Below are 22,966 nucleotides of genomic sequence, written 5' to 3'. Positions count from 1 at the left end.
GATGAGCCTGAGTGATCGATTGATTCAATACGCATATTTGGTAAGACTTCATAAGCCAATTGGAACTGTTTTATTACTTTGGCCGACCTTATGGGCACTTTGGTTTGCCAGTCAGGGTCAACCGTCACTGGAGCATGTTATTATATTTTCACTAGGAACTTTGCTGATGCGAAGTGCAGGGTGTGCGGTAAATGACTTCGCAGATCGTGACTTTGATCGACATGTCAAACGAACTGAGCAAAGACCTCTTACCGCAGGCAAGATTAGTGGTAAAGAAACATTAATGGTGGCAGGAACATTAGCCTTGATAGCCTTTGCTTTAGTTCTTCGTCTCAATTGGTTAACGATTCAATTATCTTTTGTCGCATTATTAATTGCGGTGATTTATCCATTCACTAAACGATTTTTTTCGATGCCTCAAGCCATATTAGGTGTTGCCTTTGGATTTGGAATACCAATGACTTATGCTGCGGAATTAAATACCGTTCCATGGCAGGCCTGGCTGATGTTATTAGGTAATATCTTTTGGGCGATTGCCTATGACACTGCTTATGCAATGGTTGATCGAGATGATGATGTAAAAATTGGGATTAAAACCTCAGCGATTACTTTTGGTCAATATGAAGTAACTGCGATAGTGACTTGCTATATTTTATTTTTCTCAATTATGGCCTTTTTAGCTAGCCTAGAAAATTTAAATATATGGTTTTGGAGTGGCTGGGGAGGGGCGATACTTTGTGCAGTGTATCACTATACTTTGGTGAAAACGAGAGATCGTATGAAATGCTTTGCTGCGTTTAATCATAATAACTGGCTTGGCGCCATACTTTTTTTAGGTGTGGCTTTAGCTTATTATTTTAGATAGTCACTTCTTGCTAAACTCATCACCCATCTCCTTCGCTCGCTGAGAGGCTGCCTGAACCGCATCTTCTAGAGCCAAGCCCCAAGAGCGCTGATTGAGCACTTCCAGAGCCGCAAAAGTAGTACCCCCTTTTGAGGTAACTTTTTCTCTTAATTGACTGGCTGAGTCTGCAGAGCTAAGAGCTAATTGACCCGCCCCTATGACGGTCTGAGTTGCAAATAACTTAGCTTGATCCGCAGTTAGACCTAATTGAATACCACTGTTTATGAGATGTTCAATCATTGAAAAAACGTAAGCGGGACCACTTCCAGAAATCGCAGTAACGGCATCTAAAAGAACCTCTTGATTAACCCAGAGAGAAGATCCTATGGATTGACAAACTAAATCGATTAATTGAATGTCTTGTTGAGTGACATGTTGACCTGCGTATAAGCCGGTAATACCTTTTTGTATCAGTGCAGGGGTATTGGGCATTGCGCGCACAATTCGCGCATGACCTAATTGTTTGGCTATGTCAGCAATCCTAACCCCAGCAACAATGCTAAGAGTCAATATTTGCGGACCTGACAAATGGGCAAGACTGATATTCAATTGGGTAATTGCCTCTAAGAGCTGTTGAGGCTTGACACACAAAATAATTAGCTGGGATACTTCCAAAAAGTTTTCACATTGAGAGACATCCGTTGCAGTACGAATCTGAAATTGTTCACTTAAATAATTTCGTGCTGTTGGGAGTGGGTCTATAGCTAATAAATTATTAGGTAAAAATCCTTGCTGTAGGAGGCCACTAATCATGGCGCTAGCCATATTACCACCGCCTAAAAATGAAATTTTAATGTTTTCAGATGCTGTCATTGTTCGGTATTTAAGTCTTCCTGATCTTCTTCAATATTTCGGGCACCAAATATGGCAGTACCGATTCTAATCATCGTACTACCTGCTTGTATCGACTGTTCTAAGTCATCTGACATTCCAATTGATAAAGTATCAAATTGAGTCTTAAATTGATGTTTTTTTAAGTGCTGTTGTATTTCAATAAATAAATGATAAAACTCTTTCATTGATTGTAATGACGCACCAGGTTCAGGAATCGCCATCAATCCTCGAAGAGATAAGTTAGGCAGTTCAACCAAGTCCAAGCAAGTCAACAAAGCTTCCCTAGGAGAGACACCACTTTTTGACGCCTCACCAGAAATGTTGACCTGTAAGCAAATATTTAAATTCGTTAAGTCGCGCGGTCTTTGCTCAGATAGTCTTTGGGCAATCTTTAGGCGATCGATACTTTGAACCCAATCAAATGATTCGGCAATAAAGCGGGTTTTATTACTTTGGATTGGACCAATAAAGTGCCAAGTTATTCGTTGACGGATGTCCTGTAAAGCCTCAATTTTATCAACACCCTCTTGGACATAGTTTTCTCCAAAAGCCATTTGACCAGCTTCATATGCTGCCCTGACCATTTCTGCGGGGTGTGTTTTTGAGACAGCTACTAAGCTGACGTCTTTTTTGGTCCTTTTAGCTATTTCACACGCACGTTGAATGCGACTATTGACTTGTAAAAGATTTTCAGCGATAGCGTTCATGATTTTAGGCTGCTTTTGATATCAATTGATCAACAATTTCTATCCAATGAGTTACTGGAAGCTGATCATTTTGCAAGTGTGTAATACAGCCAATATTGCCTGAAACAATAAACTCAGATTGGTTAGTACGACATGCTTGCATAAGATGATCTAATTTTTGTTCACGTAATTGAGTTGATAAGGATTCTTGTAATATGGAATATGTCCCTGCAGAACCGCAACACAAGTGACTATCCTGACAGAGATTTATTTTGACACCTAATTGTGAAAGTATCCCTTCTACTTTTCCTTGGACTTTCTGACCGTGCTGAAGCGTGCAGGGTGGGTGATAAGTAACACCAGGCTTTGGGCTACTGCCAATTTTGGTTTGAAGTTGGCCGATGTAATGAGGCAAAATTTCACTAATATCCTTCGTTAAGGAGCTGATTTTTTGAGCTTTAACTGCATATTGAGGATCGTCACGTAACAGATATCCATAGTCTTTGACCATGACGCCACATCCAGAAGCATTCATGACGATTGCCGAGATATTTTCATTTTCAATGACTGGCCACCATGCATCAATATTTCTTCGCATCTCTTTTTGACCACCAGCATGATCATTTAAATGGTGCTTTAATGCGCCACAACATCCAGCAGTATTTGGAGTAATTAATTCAATCTGTAAAAATTGAAGAACTCGTTCAGTTGCTTCATTGATGTTTGGCAACATGCTTGGTTGTACACAACCTGCCAAAAATAACATTTTTTCTTTAAACTCTAAGGGCTGGTTATAGTGCGCTTGACCATTAAAAAAAGAGGTTGGTATTTTTTTCTGAAGTGATTTAGGTAATGCAGGTTTAATTGCTCGCCCAATTTTCATGGCAGGACCAAAAATTTCAGGCCTAGTTAATGTTTCTTTTAACAACCACCTGATCACACGCTCTTGAACTGGCCTTGCAGGCGTTTGCTCTTCCGCCCATTTTCTGCCAATATCTAAGAGGTGCCCATATTGAACTCCACTCGGACAAGTGCTCTCGCAATTTCTACAAGTTAAACAACGATCTAAATGAGTACGTGTTTTTTCAGTAGCGATTGCACCTTCCGCCATTTGTTTGATAAGATAAATTCGTCCGCGAGGACCATCAAGTTCATCGCCCAACAATTGATAAGTTGGGCAAGTAGCTGTACAAAAGCCACAATGAACACAATTGGATAAAAGCTTTTGTGCTTCTAATCCATCAGGATGATTTGTTAATAGTGGCGATAAATCAGTTTGCATAGATTAATAGGGCATTCTTCCTGTTTGAAAAATCCCATGGGGGTCAAAGGCATTTTGAACTCTTTTTTGCACAATAGCTAAGGGTGCCGTTAGAGGGTTAGCAGTAATAGGTGTAAATACACTACCAGAGTCATGATTATGATTTCGATATAAGGTTGCATATCCTTGGTTTTGAGCAGCAAGATTTTGAGCTTCTTCGCGACTTAGATTTCCTTTAATCCAACGTTGTCCACCAAACCATTCCATCATTGTTACATGGTCAGTTGCAAATGGCTCTGATAATGGATTAACAGCAAAACGCCATAAATTATCGTTTGAATTTGTAAAGAAAGAGTGCGTTTGTTCACGAATACTTTCCCAAAAGACATTAGCTTGTTGAGCGTCAATTATTTCAGACGGCAAAAGTTGTTGCATTTTTTGGATTGCCGAAACGACTGCGGCATTTGCTCCAGCGAGTCGTATCCATAGTTCACCGCTTTGCGAATTCCCTAACCAGGTACTTGCAGATAAGGGGAGTGGTTGACTAGCCCATGAATTCATTTGCACAATCGCTTGACTTGCCGGAATTTGAAACTTTAAAGTTTCAGTTCTTGCCGGAAGAGGTAAAACTTTAATAGACATTTCAAGGATCAGCCCTAAAGTACCTAAAGATCCTGGCATTAAACGTGAGACATCATAACCAGCAACATTTTTCATCACCTTACCCCCGAAGGATAAGATCTGGCCATTACCATCCATCATTTTGGTGCCTAGAACATAGTCTCTGAGCCCACCAAATTGGCCTCGACCTGGACCTGCTAAACCAGCTGCAACCATTCCACCAATCGTCGCATTTTCTCCATAATGCGGAGGCTCAAATGCAAAGTACTGATTTTTTGCAATTAATGCTGCTTCAACTTCCTTTAATGGAGTTCCAGCACATGCTGTAATAACAAGTTCTTCTGGTTGATAATCCAAAATACCGGAGTATTGAAGGGTGTTTAATACTTCCCCATTTGGAGGATCACCATACCAATTCTTTGTATTTCCACCGCAGATATTAATTTTTTTCTGCGTGGTAATAGCCGATTGTATTTGTTCTTTAAATTGATTCAGCACAACTTGCATAAGTGATAAGTATATTAAAAACGTTCTAATTCTGGATGAGGCATCACACCATTACTGATTCTGACCCGACCATATTCTGCACATCGATTGAGTGTTGGAATGGCTTTATCAGGATTTAATAATTTGAGGGGATCGAATGATTCTTTAATCGACCAAAATAAATTTCTCTCTAACTCAGAAAATTGAACGCACATTGAATTGATTTTTTCGATACCAACACCATGCTCCCCGGTAATTGTTCCACCTAGTTCAACGCAGGTTTCAAGAATTTCCGAACCAAAATCTTCCGCACGAAGCCATTCAGAATGATTAGCACCGTTAAACAAGATCAGAGGATGCATATTGCCATCGCCAGCATGAAAGACATTCATACATCTGAGCTGATATTTACTTTCCATATCTTTGATACGTTTTAACAATTCAGCAATTTGACGTCGCGGAATCGTTCCATCCATACAATAATAGTCTGGAGATACACGACCAGCGGCTGGGAAAGCATTTTTTCTGCCGCTCCAAAACCTTAAGCGTTCGGCTTCAGTTTCTGATACTTGAAGTCTAGATGCGCCACTAGCTTTAAGGACTAAACTCATTTTTTCAATTTCTTCAGCAACTTCTTCTGGAGTGCCATCTGATTCACACAACAAAATTGTTTTAGCATCAATGTCATAACCTGCATGCACAAATTCTTCAACAGCTTGAGTAGCTGGCTGATCCATCATTTCTAAACCGGCAGGTATGATACCAGCACCGATTACTGCTGCAACGGCATTACCGCCTTTTTCAATATCATCAAAGCTAGCCATAATCACTCTGGCCAGTTGCGGCTTTGGAACCAATTTCACAGTTACCTCAGTCACCAAAGCTAACATGCCTTCACTACCAATAAAAATAGAAAATAAATCTAAACCTGGACTATCAGGCGCCAGTCCACCAAACTCTACTACTTCGCCAGTAATCAATACAGCGCGTATTCGCAGAATATTATGAATCGTTAATCCATATTTAAGGCAATGAACACCCCCAGAGTTTTCACTTACATTGCCACCAATTGTGCAGGCGATTTGAGAGGAAGGGTCGGGAGCATAGTAGAGTTGGTGTTTCGCAACTGCCTCAGAGATTGCTAAATTTCTAACTCCGGGTTGGACCGTAGCGGTCCTAGCAAGAGGGTTAATATCGATGATTTTCTTCAATTTAGCTAAAGATAGGACAAGACCATCCGCAATCGGCATAGCCCCGCCCGATAAGCCTGTTCCGGCCCCCCTAGGGACAACAGGTATTTGATTGGCATGACAAATCTTCAAAATTTCAATCACTTGAGATTCTGTATGAGGAAGAGCGACAGCCAAAGGCATCTGCCTATAAGCCGCTAAGCCATCACATTCATAGGGAATAGTATCCTCTGGCTCCCATAGAAGAGAGTCTTCATCTAAGATTGGCTTTAATAGGCCAACGACAAAATCTTGACGACTTTTTAATAAAGGTGGAATTATGGCATTCATAGTGTAATTATCCCTCTATAATACATTTTATGGGAAATCGCCTTACACAAATTGCAACTCGAACCGGTGATGCTGGAATGACTGGCCTAGGTGATGGAACTCGTGTAGATAAAGCACATGATCGCATTTGTGCCATGGGTGATGTTGATGAATTAAATTCTCAAATTGGTCTTTTATTGACTGAAGAGTTCCCCAAATCAATTGATGATGCCATGAGGGGTTTATTTAATCAAATTCAGCATGACTTATTTGACTTAGGTGGCGAGCTTTGTATCCCCGGATATACCTTACTTAAGCAAGAGCAAATACTCTATCTTGATGAGCAGTTGGCTCTTTACAATTCGCAATTACCTAAACTATCAGAATTTATTCTTCCAGGCGGTACTCGTGCTGCAGCTCAAGCCCATATTTGCCGTACGGTATGTCGAAGAGCTGAGCGTTCGATTGTACAGTTAGGGTCTAAAGAAAAAATCAATGACACACCTAGGCAATACACCAATCGTTTATCCGATTTATTGTTTGTTTTGGCCAGGTATCTTAATGTAAGTGCTGGGGGTAAAGATGTTTTGTGGAATCATCATAAAACCCCCAAGCAATAATTAATTACGACGTTTTCTTACACCTTCGGCTAATATCTCAAGCGTTTTCACAGAGTCATCCCAGTTGATGCAGGCATCAGTAATACTTTGACCATACTGAAGTTTGTTTGGATCATCTTTGCCAGGAGTAAATTTCTGCGCCCCACCTTCAAAGTGACTTTCTATCATTACACCAAAGATTGACTTAGATTTTGCCTTCAACTGATCTGCAACATCTTGTGCCACAATCATTTGACGCTCATGTTGTTTACTAGAGTTTGCATGTGATAAATCAATCATTAAAGATGGATGTAGCTTAGAGGTCTGTAAGCTATCGCAAGCCTCTGCCACACTTTTTGCATCGTAATTAGGTGCTTTACCACCTCGTAAGATGACGTGACAATCCTTATTGCCACTAGTTTCAACGATAGCAACTTGACCATTTTTATGTACAGACAAAAAATGATGCCCTCGCGATGCTGCAAGTATTGCATCAGTAGCAATCTTAATGTTCCCATCAGTACCATTTTTGAAGCCAATTGGTGCTGATAAACCAGAAGCTAATTCACGATGAATTTGGCTTTCAGTAGTTCTGGCACCAATTGCACCCCACGAAATCAGATCACCAATATATTGAGGAGAAATAACGTCCAGGAATTCACTTCCTGCGGGCATTCCAAGTCGATTGATTTCAATGAGCAATTGCCTTGCGATACGAAGGCCCTCATCAATCTTAAAACTTTCATCTAAATAAGGGTCATTGATCAGACCCTTCCAACCAACAGTAGTTCTTGGTTTTTCAAAATAGACTCTCATGACGATTTCTAAATCTTTTTTAAAGTGCTCACGTTGCTCAAGAAGTCTTTTCGCATATGCAACTGCAGCAGAAGGATCATGAATTGAACAAGGCCCAATAATCACGAGCAAGCGGTCGTCGGTTCCATGAATAATATCGCGAATCTTTTTCCGTGATTGGGCGATGAGTTTTTCAATCGGAGTGTTGGAAATTGGAAAAAAACGAATCAAATGCTCTGGTGGCGGTAGAACAGTAATATTTTTAATCCGAGCATCATCCGTTAAGGATGTTTTGTCCATATTGGCATACCAGTTTTCGTGGGTACTTAGAGCTTTATCCGTCATATTAATCCTTACATGTTGCACAACTAGGTGAAAAAAAACCGCCTTTTTGGGGCGGTTGTTTTAGGAAATGTTTTTAAATCATTACCTCTCGACCGCCAAGTCTGAGATGAAAAAGTAAAAGAAGTAAAAAGAGTTCGTATACATAAATATTAATTTACCACAACTTCATGGAGATACTAATTTAGACACTTCCACCAACAACCATATTTTCAATTCTGAGGGTAGGTTGCCCAACTCCAACCGGCACGCTTTGGCCTTCTTTCCCACAAACTCCAACGCCATCGTCAAGACGCAAATCATTCCCTATCATACTAACTTGCTTCAAAGATTCAGGGCCATTACCGATAATTGTTGCCCCTTTTACAGGATATTGAATTTTGCCATTTTCAACCCAATAGGCTTCGGTTGCCGCAAAAACAAACTTGCCGCTAGTAATATCGACTTGACCGCCGCCAAAATTGACAGCATATAAGCCTTTTTTAATACTAGCGAGGATTTCTCCAGGATCCTTATCTCCCCCAAGCATATACGTATTTGTCATTCTAGGAAGAGGAAGGGCAGCATAGCTTTCTCGACGACCATTGCCCGTCAGTGGCATTTTCATGAGACGAGAGTTCATAGCATCTTGCATAAAACCTTTGAGTCGACCATTTTCAATCAGGGTTGTACACTGAGTTGGATTTCCTTCATCATCAACATTGAGAGAGCCACGACGCCCTGAAAGTGTGCCGTCATCCACTACTGTAACGCCTGGAGCAGCTACTTTTTGGCCCAATTTTCCAGCAAACGATGAGGATCCTTTACGATTAAAATCACCCTCCAAGCCGTGTCCAATAGCTTCATGTAATAAAACGCCTGGCCATCCAGGACCCATGACAACAGTCATTGGACCCGCAGGAGCAGGTTTAGACTCTAAATTAATTAATGCAGAAGTGACCGCCTTATCGACCCAACCATTAATTAAGTCATCGGTAAACATTTTGTAATTGAGGCGCCCACCACCGCCAGCATTAGCAGTTTCTCTCCGACCATTTTGTTCTACGATGATGCTAATTGAAACTCTAACGAGGGGGCGTATGTCGGCCACTAATTTACCGTTTCCTTTTGCCACTAAAATAACGTCGAATTCACCTGTCAGACTTGCCATAACTTGCACAACTCTAGGGTCTTTTGCCCTTGCCGTTTGTTCAATTTTTTCAAGAAGTTGGATTTTTTCTTCCGTTTTTAAGCTAAAGATGGGGTCCTCAGGGATGTAGAGTGCTTGCCCAGAAAATGTAGAAATCGGTTGCAGAATAATCTTCTTTTTACCACCCGATGGACCAATTACTCGGGTTGATTTTGCAGCTTGCATCAAAGTGTCAGCATTAACAACATCAGCATAAGCAAAGGCTGTTTTGTCTCCAGAGACAGCCCTTACACCAACACCTTGATCAATACTAAAGTTGCCAGATTTAACAATCCCCTCTTCAAGACTCCAGGATTCATAGCGAGTATGTTGAAAATATAAGTCAGCATCATCAAGGCGATGTAAATACATCTCACTGAGGGCCTTTTCAATCACGCGTTCATCAATCCCGCCAGGAGCAAGAAGCAGAGATTTAGCAGTTTGTATGGCATTATTTGAATGATTTTGCATGGTAGTATTTATTTAATTGTGCGATGCTGAAGGGCTGGTAATTTATTACGAACGTCGAGTATGTTGGATTTAAACATTTCTCCAGTAATGAGACCTTCTCCAACTTCTAATATAGAGTTGATTTCTCCCCAAGGGTGAACAATCATTGAGTGCCCCCAAGTTTGACGACCATTATCGTGAGTACCACCTTGAGCAGAGGCAACAAAGTAGCATTGATTTTCAATCGCTCGAGCGCGCAGAAGAATTTCCCAATGAACTTTACCTGTGGTGTAGGTAAATGCGGCTGGGAGAATATGGCAATCAACCTCACCCATGGCACGATACATTTCTGGAAAGCGAAGGTCATAACAAATACTTAAGCCAAAACGCCAATTTTCATCTTGATGAGTAATGACAAAGGAAGATAGGTTGGATCCTGCTTGAAGCACTCTAGATTCATCGTAACTCTCTCCACCAGATGAGAATGAAAACAAGTGAATCTTGTCGTATTGACAAATGATTTCCCCATCCGGATTAAAAACCAGGGTAGTGTTTAAAACATGATTAGGGTCATTGGTAGAGATAGGAATCGTACCTGCCACAATATGGATTCCAAATTTCTGGGCAGTGCTTGCTAATATATCTTGTATTGGGCCGTGACCAAGTGACTCTTGAATATCTAACTTATCTCGATCTTTTTTACCAAATAGACAAAAATATTCGGGTAAAACGGCTAATTGGCATTGTTGATCAGCCGCTTGTGCAATCAACTGTTGAGCGACGTGTAAATTGGTATCTAGGTCGGAAGAGGCGACCATTTGAAGGCTAGCAATTTTAATCATAGAAATAGGTTAGCATCTTTTAAGGATTGGTGTTTGGTGTTGGGTTGATTGGTGGAGCTTGTTTTTTTTCAGTTGGTTGTTTAACAGGTTCGTTTAAGAGGGATTTGCGACGGATACTTTTGAGGACCTCAGGGTCGACAGGTTTGCCATTTTGATCGAGAGGAATCACTTCCGGGTTTTTCCAGTCCCCTTGAATCAACAGATCGGTTTGGAAAGCTTTATTAATACCAGCACTAAATAGATATTGACCAATCATGGTGGTAATTCCAATAATAGGAGTTACAAAATAAAATGCCGCAAGTGAAGCGGAGCCAAAGTTAATTCGAGGGTAAATCGTCACTCTTAAATCTTGAGTTTCACGACTCAAATTAATAATACCTCTAGAAGTAATTCGAGCCAAAGTACTTGTCATTTCAAAATCATTCGAGCGGATATTACCTCTTCGAATCGTTGCGGTGGCTGTTACCTGATCAAACGGAGTTCCTGACTTAACCGTTTCGCCAAGGCTGCCATCAAAATTTAAGGTAGCAAATTTAAAAAGACTTTGAAGACTTAAGATGCCAAGCAGCTTTGCGGCTCCCGGATCAACTTGTAGGATCGTACCATTCTTAATTTCTAATTGAAGATCGCCATTAAGACTGAGTGTATTAAAGTCTATTGGGGAACCCTGCCAATTCAAATTGCCTTGAATGTTACCCTTACCACGATTAATCACGTTCTCTTTGACACCTAAAGAGGTTAAAAGATCACCGGCATCGGAAGTTTGAAGATTAATATTCATAGCAGTTTTGCCGATAAGATTTCCTGAGGGCAGTTCCCAATCTCCTTTCGCATTCATTTCGCCAAATTTTGTCTTTATTGAAAGTTGGCTTAGTTTCCATTCAACAGGTGTGGCATTAGCTTGAATTTGAACTGCACCAAGTTGCATATTTCCCAGTTGCAAATCTGCAATTGAAATATCCATACTCGGCAAAGATCTTAAGCTTGATTTTGATTGATTTTGGGAACTTGTCGTTGTTGTTGGAATGGGAGCATAAAGCTTACTAAATTTCGCAGAGATTAATCCAAATGGTAATTCAGAATTTTTGGGTAGCCAGTTAAATTTGCCATCGATATTATTTGCTTGAATAGTTCCACCCCAGGTATGGTTGTCCTCTTTGATGTCTACCAATAGGTTGTTAAATTCACGATCCAAAAACAATAGATGGCTTGATTTTCCTGCAACTGTAATAGGTAAGTTGGTAGTGGTTGGATTTGCATTTTTATTTACAAATCTTTCTGAATAGTTAGGATTTGCCTTGTCGAAATCATTGATTAGACTTAACCATTGATCTAGCTGTATCGTATGAACGTCAAAAGCGACATTAACTCCCTTAGCCATAATTGGTTGTGCAGCATTGCCAATGACAACTGTAGCCTTATCTAATTTTTGTTGGGATAATTGACCAGATGATTGAATCAATTCCCCGAGTTTGAGCTGCCAATCGGTCGTAGGGTTAGCGGTAGAAGAGTTGATATTTACCTTAAGAGTGCCTAATAAATTTTCTCCCACAGGCTTCATTAACGGTTTGGGTAAATTGATATTGGTTGACTTGAGATCTAAATTTAAATTTAACGTGGAGTCATTATTTTTTCTAAGAATATTGCCATGCAATCCAAGCTTGCCAGTCAAGATATTTGGATGAAAGTCGTGACTAAACTCTTGATCAGTTGCAAATAACTCAAGCAATAAAGCACCATCAACATCAGCATGAATATCGATTTGATCAGGATTTACAACATTGTTTTTTATGGACATCGGCCCTCCCATCCAGTCGCCATTGATATCCGCTTTTTGTAAGCCATGTTCATCGACCAAGAGGAAACCCTTACTGATTGTGCCTGGTAAATTTTTTCCCCAACGTATTTGATTTTTTTCAAGATTCACTTGAGCCAGAACTTTTGTGTTTTCTTTAGGACCAAATTGTTGTGTTAATTTGAGATCTAGTTGAGCATTCCCTGTCACGCTCATTTTCTTTAATTCTGGCTGCCATTTATAACCAATAGGGGTAGCCACTAAATACGTCAAAAAGTCAAAAAGTGACCCACTAGCCTTACCTTTCACTTCTAAAATATTAGGTACTTTAGTAACGTCCATTTCGGCAGTGATATCTTTGATCAGTACATTTTTAAATTTTCCTGATGAGGCGTCAACATAAAGAAGGTTGTTATCCATTTTGATGTTTGCATTGACTTTTTCAAGAGATGGCCATTCTCCTTTTATATTTTTATTGACAGCGACAGGTCTATAAATCCCATCTTTAATATTGGCATCTAATTGAAATTGATTTTTTGAACCTTTTGCAAATGGAATCTCATTAGTTGGACCATGAATTTTTAGAGACGAATTGGTGATCGTTCCACCTGAAATCGTTGACCTTAGATACTCCATCGTTGTGGGCGCTATGGTCTTTGGAATAGAGTTTAATAATTGAGTTGCCCCCATATTGACTAGTTCTAAATCAAGGTCTAATTGGTCAGAGCTTTTTTTGCTTTGTGTGAGATAAGAGCCCTGAGCTTGAATTTCAGTATTGTCATCTTTAATTAGCAATTGATCAAAATTAATTAACCACTGATCCTCTTTTTGGCGCCATTGAATTTTCCCTGAGGTATTTGGAAGAGCAATTCTTTTTTGGTGAAAATAATATGAAGACTCTAGAGCCAATTCAGAGGAATTGATCTGTAACGAGCCTTGATTGAGGGTGGATTCTATTTCTCCATTAATTCCTTTTATGCCCGGAATAGATTCTCCAACTGAGCCCCACCCAATGTTTTTTAATTGCCCTTTAATTTCGTATTCGCTGTGGGTTGGTGCTTGAGTTAAAAAACGTCTTTCTGGCTGACCGTTATGCCAAATAAAATGAAATTGCTCAAGATTTCCCTCAGGTTGAGCCTGTCTTAGAGGTTTATATATCTTCGCTGGCAAAGGAATGCTTTGGGCTAATAAAGCTAATTCTGTTAATGGAATATTTGGTGCGTTCAGTTCAATTTTTGATATTGATTCATTTGCTTGATTAGGTGTTACCCGCAGATTTAAATCATTGATGGCATGTATTTTTTGATTCTTCTCTTGAAATTGCCAATAAAAGTTTTTGAAGTCGACAATCTGAGTTGTATCTTTGGCGTATTGATTTATATCAATTTGTAGTTTGTTGAGATGTAAATCTGGTTGGTCATTAGCCCAAATTATATTGATTTCATTCGCATTTAAGTTAGCAGTACTCTCTTGAAATACACCATGATTGAGATTGACTTGCCCTTTAAACTCAATTTGACCAGAGCCAGATTTGATGGGCAATTTGGTTATTTTTAGTAAATTTGCCGCATTAATCTTTTGGATTTCACTCACAAAAGAACCTCGCCAATTTTTCCAATTGCTGACATCTGAAAAAGGTTTGTGATTAAAGTCGCCAGAAAAATTTAAAAGACCTTGGGTGGGTTTTACAAAGGAATTTAATTGAATCACATGATTTCTCATCTGATTTTTTAAGGAAAAATTTTCAATAGTAAATTCATTGATTGAACTTCCATCTAAATCATCTTTTACTATGACATGGAAATTTTTAGTATTGAGATTTCGCTCATTGAGAATCCAAGTTAATGTATTAGAATCACCACCGGTATTAGATACTGGGATACCCGCAAAATTCCATAAACCTTGTTGATCACGATAGGCAGTTAACCGAATATTTTCAGAATATAGATCATAAAATCGGGGAGATAATGACCAGAGTGAACTCCAAGCCAAGATACCTGTAATCTTTGGTACTTCAAGTACTTGATTGGTGAATGAGTCATCTCCCTTAGGATCTTTTTTAAAGCTGATATTGTTTATTTCAAAGCTAGGTCGAAAAGATTGCCAGCGGGCATGAATTTCTCCAATTTTGACATCCACCCCTAATTCTTTAGTAATAATTTGTTCAATTTGAGTTTTTCTTACCTCTAGTTGAGGCCAAATCAAGAATCGAGCAACTATTTGGGTAAGCAAAATAAATGTCAATAAAGTACCTATGACAGAATAAATAGCTATTCTTAGTGGCCTCGACTGGCCCATGCGACTATGAATTACTTTTAACATTCTGTTTTTTATGGATTTCTTGAATTTATGATTAGCAATTTACTCATTATCCGATATGGTGATGAAGTCTTTCAAATTTGTTACGATAAACAATGCAATCAACCATATCACTTGCCACGTCATTCTCCAAATTTATTGAGGAGAAATTGCTTGCAAAACCTAATTGGGCGGAGTGGGTACTTACCATTTGCGAACAACCTATTGATCGGATTAGCATTGAAAGAGTTTTTTACGAAAACTTAGACGCCAATTTTAAGCATCTCCCAGAGAGTGAATTTTTAGCCAGGTTGCGTATTGCTCGCCAAAAAATGATGTTAGCTTTAGGGGTGAGAGACTTGGCAATGCAAGCGCAAGTTGAAGAAATAATGAAGTCGATGACGCATATGGCTGAAATAGCGCTCCAGATGGTCGCCGATTATTATGCTGAGCAGCTCAGTTTGCTTTATGGAAAACCGTATTACCCAAATAAAGAAGAAATGAAATTATGGGTCATCGGCATGGGCAAATTAGGGGGCAAAGAGCTGAATGTCAGTTCGGACATTGATTTAATTTTTGTTTATGACTCCGATGGACAAACACAGGGTGCAAGTCGTTCTGTTTCTCATCATGAGTGGTTTACTTGGTTGGGTAAAAGAATCATTAAAGGGTTAACTGACTTAACTGCTGAGGGTTTGGTTTTTAGAGTCGATATGCGCCTAAGGCCGAATGGTGATTCGGGGCCTTTAGTTAGTTCAATCAAAATGTTAGAAGAGTACTTCCTCATTCAGGGGCGTGAATGGGAGCGTTATGCTTGGATTAAAGCCCGCTTGGTATACCCGCTGAGTGAGGATAATGGCTCTGGCCTCTCGCCCACTTTATTGGCTGTCGTAAAGCCATTTGTATATCGTAAATACTTGGATTATGGAATTATTGATGCTGTACGCAACTTACATCACCAAATACGTTATGAAGCCAATGTGAGGGCAAGTCAATTTCCTGATCGAGCTGCAGATATTAAATTAGGAGCAGGTGGTATTCGAGAAATTGAGTTTTTAGCGCAAATGTATCAATTAATTCGAGGGGGGCAGGAAAGTACTCTCAGGGTGCGTTCAACAGTAAGCACGTTAGAGACCATTCAAGCGCTATCGTTTATGCCGGCCTCTCAAGTAAGGGATTTATTGGCCGCTTACGACTTTTATAGAAAATTAGAGCATCGATTGCAATGGTGGCGTGATGCGCAAATTCATTATTTACCTATCGATCAAGAATCTTTAGATCGAGTAGCTAAGTCAATGGGCTTTGACAGTACGCAAGCCTTTATGAATACATTAAAGCAGCATCAAAATTTAGTGACAAAGTATTTTTCAGATGCGTTCACCGTTGATCAACAGGCCAACCAAGACTTTGTACAAACGCAAGATTTATTAGGAATATTTAACTTTTATCCTGATTTTAAAACGCGCTATGAGCACTTTCTACAAAGTCCAAAATATCAACTTTGTAATGATGTATCAAAAAAAAATCTAAATATTATTTTTTTACGCATCTCAGAAATACAACCGAATATATCTGAAAGTGTTTTGATTAAATTTTTAGATTTGATTGAAGTGATTATGCGCAGGGCGGTTTATCTCTCTTTACTAAGAGAGTATCCAATTGTTATTGAAAGTGTCATTACTTTATTAAAAGAATCTCAATGGGGGGGCAACTACCTCATTAGGCACCCACATCTTTTGGACGAGTTTATTCAAAATTATTCAAGCTCACAACCTGAAGATGATCCGCAGACGTATTGGGCTCATTGGAAGATACAGTTAAGAGCTAAGTTAAACCATATTGCATTGGAACAAGACGGTCAAGAGCTTGTATGGAACATCCTTAGAGATTCACACCATGCTGAGATATTTCAAACGCTGTTAGCTGATTTAGGGATTTCGCTAAAGCAAAAGCTGAGTGTCGAACAAGTGAGTGACCGCCTATCTGCCATGGCCGATATTGTTATTCAAGAAACGCTTGTAAGTACTTGGCTTAGTATTGCATTAAAGAATAATCAACTTCCAACTGATGTATTTGAAACTGGTTTTGGTGTTATTGCTTATGGCAAATTGGGTGGAAAAGAGCTTGGGTATGGATCAGATCTTGATCTGGTATTTGTCTATGATGACCAACACCCTCATTTTGATGAAGCCTTTATTGAGAGTTATCTGAAATTGGTTCGGCGTTTCATTATGTGTTGTACAACGGCAACTAGTTCAGGAGTCTTATTTGAAATTGATACAAGGCTAAGACCGAATGGCGTAGCTGGTCTAATGGTGACTAGCTTGAGTGCCTTCGAATCATATCAAATGCAACAAGGGTCGAATGTTGCTTGGATTTGGGAGCACCAAGCACTAACTCGTGCTAGGTTTTGTGCCGGCAGTGAGCCGGTGAGACTCAGATTTGAACAGATTCGAGCTAAAGTCATTGGCATGAAAAGAGAGCCTTCTTCCCTAAGAAAAAGCATCATAGATATGCGCTTAAAAATTCATGAGGGGCATCCAAATCGCTCTAATGATTTTGATCTCAAGCATGATGCAGGAGGAATGGTTGATATTGAATTTATGATTCAATGGATTGTATTAAGGTATGCCAATCTTTACCCTCAGTTACAACAAAATATTGGCAATATCGCATTGCTTAAAATGGCGGCTAACTTACAGATCATGAATCAAGAAGATGCCTTAGCCGTCTCAAATGCCTATCGCATATTTAGAAAAAAACAACATCAACTACGTCTAGATGGACTCTCAGTAGCAAGAGTTTCTTCAGCCGAGTTTGAAGAAGTTTTTGCCGAGCATCAAATCAAAGTGAAACAGGTATGGCAACAATTGATGTTGCTTGATCATTGATTCAGCAGTTCTCTTGCGTGACGCAAAGAGGTTTCAGTAATATCCGAGCCGCCCAACATTCTTGCGATTTCTTGAACTCTATCTTGCCGATTTAATACATGAATATGGCTAATCGTTTGCCCATGATCAACTAATTTTTGTACACGCCACTGATGATCTCCTTGTGAAGCTACTTGGGGCAGGTGTGTTACACAGAGTACTTGATGATCTTGTCCTAACTGTTTCAGGAGTTTGCCCACAGTTTGGGCAACGGCTCCACCAATACCAGCATCTACTTCATCAAAAATGAGCGTTGGAATTTGACTTGCACTACTTGCAATTACCGCAATGGCAAGACTTATTCTAGCGAGTTCGCCACCGGACGCAACTTTAGCAATAGGCCTTGGTTGAACCCCCGGGTGACCTGCCACTAAAAATTCAACATTCTCCAAGCCAAATTGATTTCCCTGCTCAAGAGGGCTTAATGCAACTACAAATTTTCCACCGGCCATGGCTAGACTTTGCATCGCTGAGGTGACTGATTGAGATAATTGTTCTGCTGCTTTTTGTCTAGAACTCGAAAGAAGTTTTGCTTGTTTGATATAAGCGTCCCATGCTTGTTTAAGTTCTTTTTCTAGTTGTTCAATATTTTGTGCGGCTTCAAGTGAGGCTAGTTCTTCTTTCAATTGTTCCCAAACTCCAGTGAGCTCATCTGGTTGACAATGATTTTTTTTGGCTTGCCGATGATATTCTTGAAGCCTAGTATCAACTAGACTAAGACGATCTGGATCTAAATCAAGTTTTTGTAAATAGCGGTTAATGGAATGAGCCGCCTCATCAATTTGAATAACTGCAGGCTCTAGCGCTTCTTTTGCGCCAGCAAGAGCTGCATCGATATCGACTAGATCATTTAATAAGTTTTGTGCTTTGGATAACTGGTCAACAAGAGCATTTTCTCCCTCACTTAAGAGGTTAATCAGTGTTTGTGATCCTTCAATCAGTTCCGCCGCATTAGATAAACGGCTATGTTCGTGTTCGATCTCTTGCCATTCACCAACTTTGGGAGCGAGTAAATCTAACTCGTCTAGTTGCCAGGTAAGGCGTTCTTTTTCTTTTGCCAAGTTTTGCCCAGCAGCTTTGGCCATCTTCATTTTTTTATCAATATTTAACCAATTCTTATAAGCTTGAGATACCTGTTCTTGAAGAGGTATTAAGTGTGCATGACGGTCAAGTAATTGTCTTTGCGCCCCGGGCTTTAATAACATTTGATGCTCATGTTGACCATGAATGTCTACTAATTGCTCTCCAATATCGCGTAATTGGCTTAGGGTAGCATTTTCTCCATTGATGAAAGATTTGCTTCTGCCGTTGGACTCGATGATGCGTTTGAGCTGAATCAAGTTACCTTCATCTTCAAGTGAGAAGCCATGTTCATCTAACCAAGGATTTAAGATTTCTTGGAGTGGCTTGGAGATGGTAAAGATTGCACAAATTTGTGCTCGTGTACAACCCTCTCGGATTTGTGAGCTGTCCGCTTTTTCACCCATGACAATCGCTAAGGCATCTAAAAGGATCGACTTACCAGCCCCAGTTTCTCCTGTAAGAACAGTAAAACCATGTGTCAGATCCAGTTCGAGCTCTCGAACGATCACAAAATCACGAATATCCAAACTTTGCAGCATCAGTTAAAAAGACGAAGGATATTCGTTCCAGTGTAATTTTTCCCGCAAGGTTTTGTAATCACTATGACCTTGAGGATGAAGGAGAGTGACTTGTTTTTGGGATTTTTTGACACTTACTTGATCCCCCACTTGAAGAATCGATAACGATTGCATATCAAAGTGAGCATTAACATCCTTGCCGCCCGCGACTTCTATAATAATTTCTACATCGTGGGGTAAAACAATTGGACGATTTGACAGAGCATGGGGTGAAATTGGTGTTAGAACAAACCCCTCAACTCTTGGATGCAGTATCGGCCCTCCCGAAGAGAGACTATAAGCGGTGGAGCCTGTCGGAGTTGCGATAATCAGCCCATCTGATCTCTGGTTATACATAAAACTACCATTTACTTTAACAGTTAACTCAACCATGCCTGTTAAGCTAGAGCGGTTAACAACGACATCATTTAAAGCTAAGCCTTGATGTGTCACATTGCCATTTCGGATGACAGAGGCACTTAATAAATGCCTAGAATCTGAATCATAATTTCCAGCTAACATTTTGGGCAGGATAAGAGCAACTTCTTGAATGGGAATATCTGTCATATATCCCAAACGACCCATGTTGATTCCGATTACTGGAATATCGGCACCGGCTAAATGTCGACCGACGCCCAAAAGGGTACCATCTCCTCCTATCACAATGACCACATCGATATTACCCATGATGTCCTTAATGCTAATCATCGGGCGATGTTGATTTTGGGTAAATTTAGCGGTTTCTTCCTCAATCCAAACAGAGCAGCCTTGTGACTTCACTAGATCAAAAATAAGATTTAAAACTTGACCTATGCCATCAGCCTGAAATTTACCAATTAAGGCAACTCGCTTAAAAATAGAAGGAGATATGTTTTTTGTCGTCATTCCCTGATTAAACCATAGCAAAAGAACAGTTTCAAACTAAACCTTCATCCAAAAGTCACAAGATTGGTTAGAATCACTACTTATATGGATAAAAGAGCGCGCGAACTTCTTAAAACTTTAATCGAAAGGTATATATCTGAGGGGCAACCTGTAGGGTCTAGAACCTTATCTCGCCATTCTGGCTTAGATTTATCTGCAGCCACTATTCGAAATGTGATGGCTGATTTGGAAGAGATGGGATTTGTGACTAGTCCGCACACCTCAGCTGGAAGAATACCAACCCCCCAAGGATATCGTTTATTTGTCGATACGATGCTAACCATGACGCCCATAGAGGATTTGGCATCTAGTGCAGCATTTGAGGAAATCCAGCCAGACTTGCCGCAAAGGGCCATTGCATCTGCCGCAAATGTTTTATCCAGCTTATCGCATTTTGCTGGCGTTGTGATGACGCCTAAGCGCTCGCATGTGTTTAAGCAAATCGAGTTTTTAAGACTCTCTGAAAAAAGAGTTTTATTGATTTTGGTATCCCCTCAGGGTGATGTGCAAAACAGAATTTTGATTACCCAAAAAGACTACTCTCCCACGGAGTTGATTGAAGCGACTAATTATATTAACGCTCATTATGCAGGGTTTGATTTTGAAGCTGTTCGTCAAAGGCTTAAACAAGAGTTAGTGGGTTTAAAACATGACATCACCTCATTAATGAGTCAAGCGGTTGAGGCTGGATCTGATTCATTAAAAGAGGATCAAGAGACGGTTATTATTTCTGGTGAGAAAAAATTATTAGAAGTAGGTGAGTTAGTCTCAGATATGGATAAAATAAAGCGCTTGTTTCAAGTATTTGAACAGCGAACAGGACTGATTCAGTTACTTGATGAATCTAGTAAGGCAAGTGGTGTCAAAATCTTTATTGGTGGGGAAAGTGACCTAGTGCCGATCGATGATATGGCAATTATTACAGCCCCTTATCAAGTTAACGGTATTATTGTGGGGACTCTTGGGGTCATTGGACCTACAAGAATGGCATATGAACGCGTTATTCCGATTGTGGATATCACGGCAAAATTACTCAGTAGTGCTTTGAGTCAAAAATCTTAATTTTGGAATTGTTTGGTGAATAAACAAATATTAGATCCCCGCGCGGCGCATGCTAAAAGCCCAAAGATCGGCGTATTGATTGTCAACTTGGGGACACCGGATGCTCCAACTGCAAAAGCAGTTAGAACATATTTGAAGCAATTTCTATCAGATCCAAGAGTTGTGGAAATTCCTCGCATTATTTGGTGGTGTATTCTCAATCTCATTATTTTGCCTATCAGGTCTGGTGCGTCTGCAAAAAAATACGCTTCGGTTTGGTTTTCTGGTGAAAAAAGTGGTTCCCCACTATTGGTTCATTCACAATCCCAAACACAATTATTGGCTCAGGCATTTAAACAAGAACCTAATCAAATGCTAATTGTTGATTTAGCCATGCGCTATGGCAACCCTTCGATTGAACATGTTTTGAAAAAAATGGATGATGAAGGAGTGGATCGTCTATTAGTAATGCCAATGTACCCTCAGTATTCCGCGACAACTACAGCTTCTACTTTTGATGAAATTTATCGAGTTTATAAAGAGTATAGAAATCCCCCTTCAGTAAGAACAATCAAACACTTTCATGATCACCCACTCTATATCAAAGCTTTAAAGGCACAAGTAGAAGACTTTTGGCGTGTTCAAGGGCGCCCCAATTTTTCTGCTGGCGAAAAGTTGATAATGTCTTTTCACGGAGTGCCTAAACGTACTTTAGATATGGGTGACCCATATCATTGTGAATGCCATAAAACTGGGCGTTTACTTCGTGAGTCTTTAGGGCTTTCGGAGCAAGAGGCAATGGTTAGTTTTCAGTCGAGATTCGGTAAAGCAGAATGGCTAAAGCCCTACACAGCCCCACTTTTAGAAAAATTAGGTCAAGCCGCCACATCAAGAGTTGATATTTTTTGTCCAGGATTTCCAGCAGATTGTTTGGAAACCCTTGAAGAAATTGCAATGGAAGGTAAAGAAATTTTTCAGCATGCAGGTGGAAAGGACTACTTTGCGATTGCGTGTCTGAATTCACATCCGGAATGGATCAATGCAATGCAACACATCGTTGAAGAAAATCTTCTCGGTTGGATTCGAACTCCGGAGTCACAGGAAGATCTATCTGAGCGCCTAGCCAGGGTCGAGTTGGTACAAGCATCCTTGCAATAAAGGTCTTTCAAAGAAATATTAATCATTTGCTCTTGAAATAACTGTTTATGCCTATAGGTAAAGTGTGTAAGACGCTTTTTATTTAACCTAAACCTTGTAAAGCATTGAAATGACACAAGAAAAAAATGATGCACCACATGTGGAGCAACACGTGGAATCAACTGATTCTGTTGCTCCTGATAACTCGCATGAGCAACAATTGATTCAATTAAATCAACTCTTAAGTGAAAGTAAAGATGCTTTTTTAAGGGCCAAGGCGGAAGTCGAGAATGTGCGCCGTAGGGCAGCAGACGACATTGCAAAGGCTCATAAATTTGCCATTGAGAGTTTCGCAGAGCATTTATTACCCGTTATGGACAGTATGCATGCTGCTCTTCAACATCACAACGAAGACCTCAACAAGTTAAAAGAGGGTGTTGAGCTAACTCTAAAGCAGTTATCGGGTGCTTTGGAAAAGGGGAAAATTGTTGAGATCAATCCCGAAGTTGGTGCCAAGTTTGATCCACACCTTCATCAGGCGATTTCGACGGTGGAATCTGAGCTAGAAGCAAATACAGTTGTTACTGTATTGCAAAAAGGCTATCTCATCGCGGATCGAGTTTTAAGACCAGCTTTAGTGATGGTAAGCCAAGCAAAATAAAACATGAATAAATATTGGCTCATCACTTGATAATTAACTGATGAGCCATATGT

At 39.9% G+C, this 22,966-nt stretch carries 17 protein-coding genes; 6 read left to right on the top strand and 11 right to left on the bottom strand.

Annotated elements, in window-relative coordinates:
- Position 1: 1 nt before the first annotated feature.
- Positions 2–865, top strand: coding sequence for a 4-hydroxybenzoate octaprenyltransferase (ubiA, locus tag QMN06_RS10500; protein WP_281970070.1), 864 nt, complete (start codon positions 2–4; stop codon positions 863–865).
- Here ubiA and proC read toward each other — a convergent pair whose 3' ends face one another.
- Genes proC through QMN06_RS10475 form a run of 5 tightly spaced genes read right to left on the bottom strand, consistent with a single transcriptional unit; the run spans position 866 to position 6,312 of the window.
- Complete coding sequence (gene proC / locus QMN06_RS10495) at positions 866–1,717, bottom strand: pyrroline-5-carboxylate reductase (protein WP_281970069.1); 852 nt, start codon at positions 1,715–1,717, stop codon at positions 866–868.
- The gene (locus QMN06_RS10490) at positions 1,714–2,445 is read right to left on the bottom strand and encodes a YggS family pyridoxal phosphate-dependent enzyme (protein WP_281970068.1); all 732 of its coding nucleotides are present in this window, start codon (positions 2,443–2,445) and stop codon (positions 1,714–1,716) included. Before QMN06_RS10490 ends, proC begins: the two co-directional genes overlap by 4 nt.
- Before the next feature lie 4 nt (positions 2,446–2,449).
- Complete coding sequence (gene glcF / locus QMN06_RS10485; protein ID WP_281970067.1) at positions 2,450–3,706, bottom strand: glycolate oxidase subunit GlcF; 1,257 nt, start codon at positions 3,704–3,706, stop codon at positions 2,450–2,452.
- Positions 3,707–3,709: 3 nt separating this feature from the next.
- Complete coding sequence (gene glcE / locus QMN06_RS10480; protein ID WP_281970066.1) at positions 3,710–4,813, bottom strand: glycolate oxidase subunit GlcE; 1,104 nt, start codon at positions 4,811–4,813, stop codon at positions 3,710–3,712.
- Positions 4,814–4,827: 14 nt separating this feature from the next.
- Positions 4,828–6,312, bottom strand: a complete 1,485-nt coding sequence (locus tag QMN06_RS10475; protein WP_281970065.1) for an FAD-linked oxidase C-terminal domain-containing protein — start codon at positions 6,310–6,312, stop codon at positions 4,828–4,830.
- 29 nt (positions 6,313–6,341) lie between these two features.
- On the opposite strand from QMN06_RS10475, the gene QMN06_RS10470 reads away from it, so the two are divergent.
- The gene (locus tag QMN06_RS10470) at positions 6,342–6,911 is read left to right on the top strand and encodes a cob(I)yrinic acid a,c-diamide adenosyltransferase (RefSeq protein WP_281970064.1); all 570 of its coding nucleotides are present in this window, start codon (positions 6,342–6,344) and stop codon (positions 6,909–6,911) included.
- On the opposite strand, the gene QMN06_RS10465 is transcribed toward QMN06_RS10470, so the two are convergent.
- The 4 genes from QMN06_RS10465 to QMN06_RS10450 all read right to left on the bottom strand — a co-directional run bounded on the left by QMN06_RS10465 (position 6,912) and on the right by QMN06_RS10450 (position 14,604).
- Positions 6,912–8,030 carry a 3-deoxy-7-phosphoheptulonate synthase gene (locus QMN06_RS10465; RefSeq protein ID WP_281970063.1) on the bottom strand — a complete coding sequence of 373 codons (1,119 nt, stop codon included), beginning with the start codon at positions 8,028–8,030 and terminating at the stop codon, positions 6,912–6,914.
- A 181-nt stretch (positions 8,031–8,211) separates the two neighbouring features.
- Positions 8,212–9,666: a metalloprotease TldD gene (gene tldD / locus QMN06_RS10460; RefSeq protein WP_281970062.1), complete on the bottom strand. Its 1,455-nt coding sequence runs from the start codon at positions 9,664–9,666 to the stop codon at positions 8,212–8,214.
- Positions 9,667–9,674: 8 nt separating this feature from the next.
- On the bottom strand, positions 9,675–10,487 hold the full coding sequence (locus QMN06_RS10455) for a carbon-nitrogen hydrolase family protein (RefSeq protein WP_281970061.1): 813 nt from the start codon (positions 10,485–10,487) through the stop codon (positions 9,675–9,677).
- Between the two features lie 19 nt (positions 10,488–10,506).
- Positions 10,507–14,604 carry an AsmA-like C-terminal region-containing protein gene (locus QMN06_RS10450; protein WP_281970060.1) on the bottom strand — a complete coding sequence of 1,366 codons (4,098 nt, stop codon included), beginning with the start codon at positions 14,602–14,604 and terminating at the stop codon, positions 10,507–10,509.
- A gap of 92 nt (positions 14,605–14,696) precedes the next feature.
- On the opposite strand from QMN06_RS10450, the gene glnE reads away from it, so the two are divergent.
- A complete protein-coding gene (gene glnE / locus QMN06_RS10445) occupies positions 14,697–17,471 on the top strand; it encodes a bifunctional [glutamate--ammonia ligase]-adenylyl-L-tyrosine phosphorylase/[glutamate--ammonia-ligase] adenylyltransferase (RefSeq protein WP_281970059.1) in 2,775 nt (924 codons plus the stop codon).
- Here glnE and recN read toward each other — a convergent pair.
- Both recN and QMN06_RS10435 read right to left on the bottom strand, forming a co-directional pair.
- Entirely contained in the window at positions 17,465–19,132 is a 1,668-nt protein-coding gene (gene recN, locus QMN06_RS10440) for a DNA repair protein RecN (protein ID WP_281970058.1), read from the bottom strand. The two genes, glnE and recN, sit on opposite strands and share 7 nt — an antisense overlap.
- Positions 19,133–19,135: 3 nt before the next feature.
- The gene (locus tag QMN06_RS10435; RefSeq protein WP_281970057.1) at positions 19,136–20,035 is read right to left on the bottom strand and encodes an NAD kinase; all 900 of its coding nucleotides are present in this window, start codon (positions 20,033–20,035) and stop codon (positions 19,136–19,138) included.
- Between the two features lie 84 nt (positions 20,036–20,119).
- Here QMN06_RS10435 and hrcA point away from each other — a divergent pair, with 84 nt between their 5' ends.
- The 3 genes from hrcA (at position 20,120) to grpE (ending at position 22,913) form a co-directional block, all read left to right on the top strand.
- Positions 20,120–21,136, top strand: a complete 1,017-nt coding sequence (hrcA, locus tag QMN06_RS10430; RefSeq protein WP_281970056.1) for a heat-inducible transcriptional repressor HrcA — start codon at positions 20,120–20,122, stop codon at positions 21,134–21,136.
- A gap of 15 nt (positions 21,137–21,151) precedes the next feature.
- Entirely contained in the window at positions 21,152–22,273 is a 1,122-nt protein-coding gene (gene hemH, locus QMN06_RS10425; RefSeq protein ID WP_281970055.1) for a ferrochelatase, read from the top strand.
- 109 nt (positions 22,274–22,382) lie between these two features.
- Positions 22,383–22,913: a nucleotide exchange factor GrpE gene (grpE, locus tag QMN06_RS10420; RefSeq protein ID WP_281970054.1), complete on the top strand. Its 531-nt coding sequence runs from the start codon at positions 22,383–22,385 to the stop codon at positions 22,911–22,913.
- The last annotated feature ends 53 nt before the right edge of the window (positions 22,914–22,966 follow it).

Origin of the sequence: Polynucleobacter sp. SHI8 (genome assembly GCF_027944005.1) — a bacterium.
Lineage (GTDB): Bacteria > Pseudomonadota > Gammaproteobacteria > Burkholderiales > Burkholderiaceae > Polynucleobacter.
The sequence above is the reverse complement of the archived record's forward strand: the minus strand, read 5'-3'. Positions and strand labels throughout refer to the sequence as shown.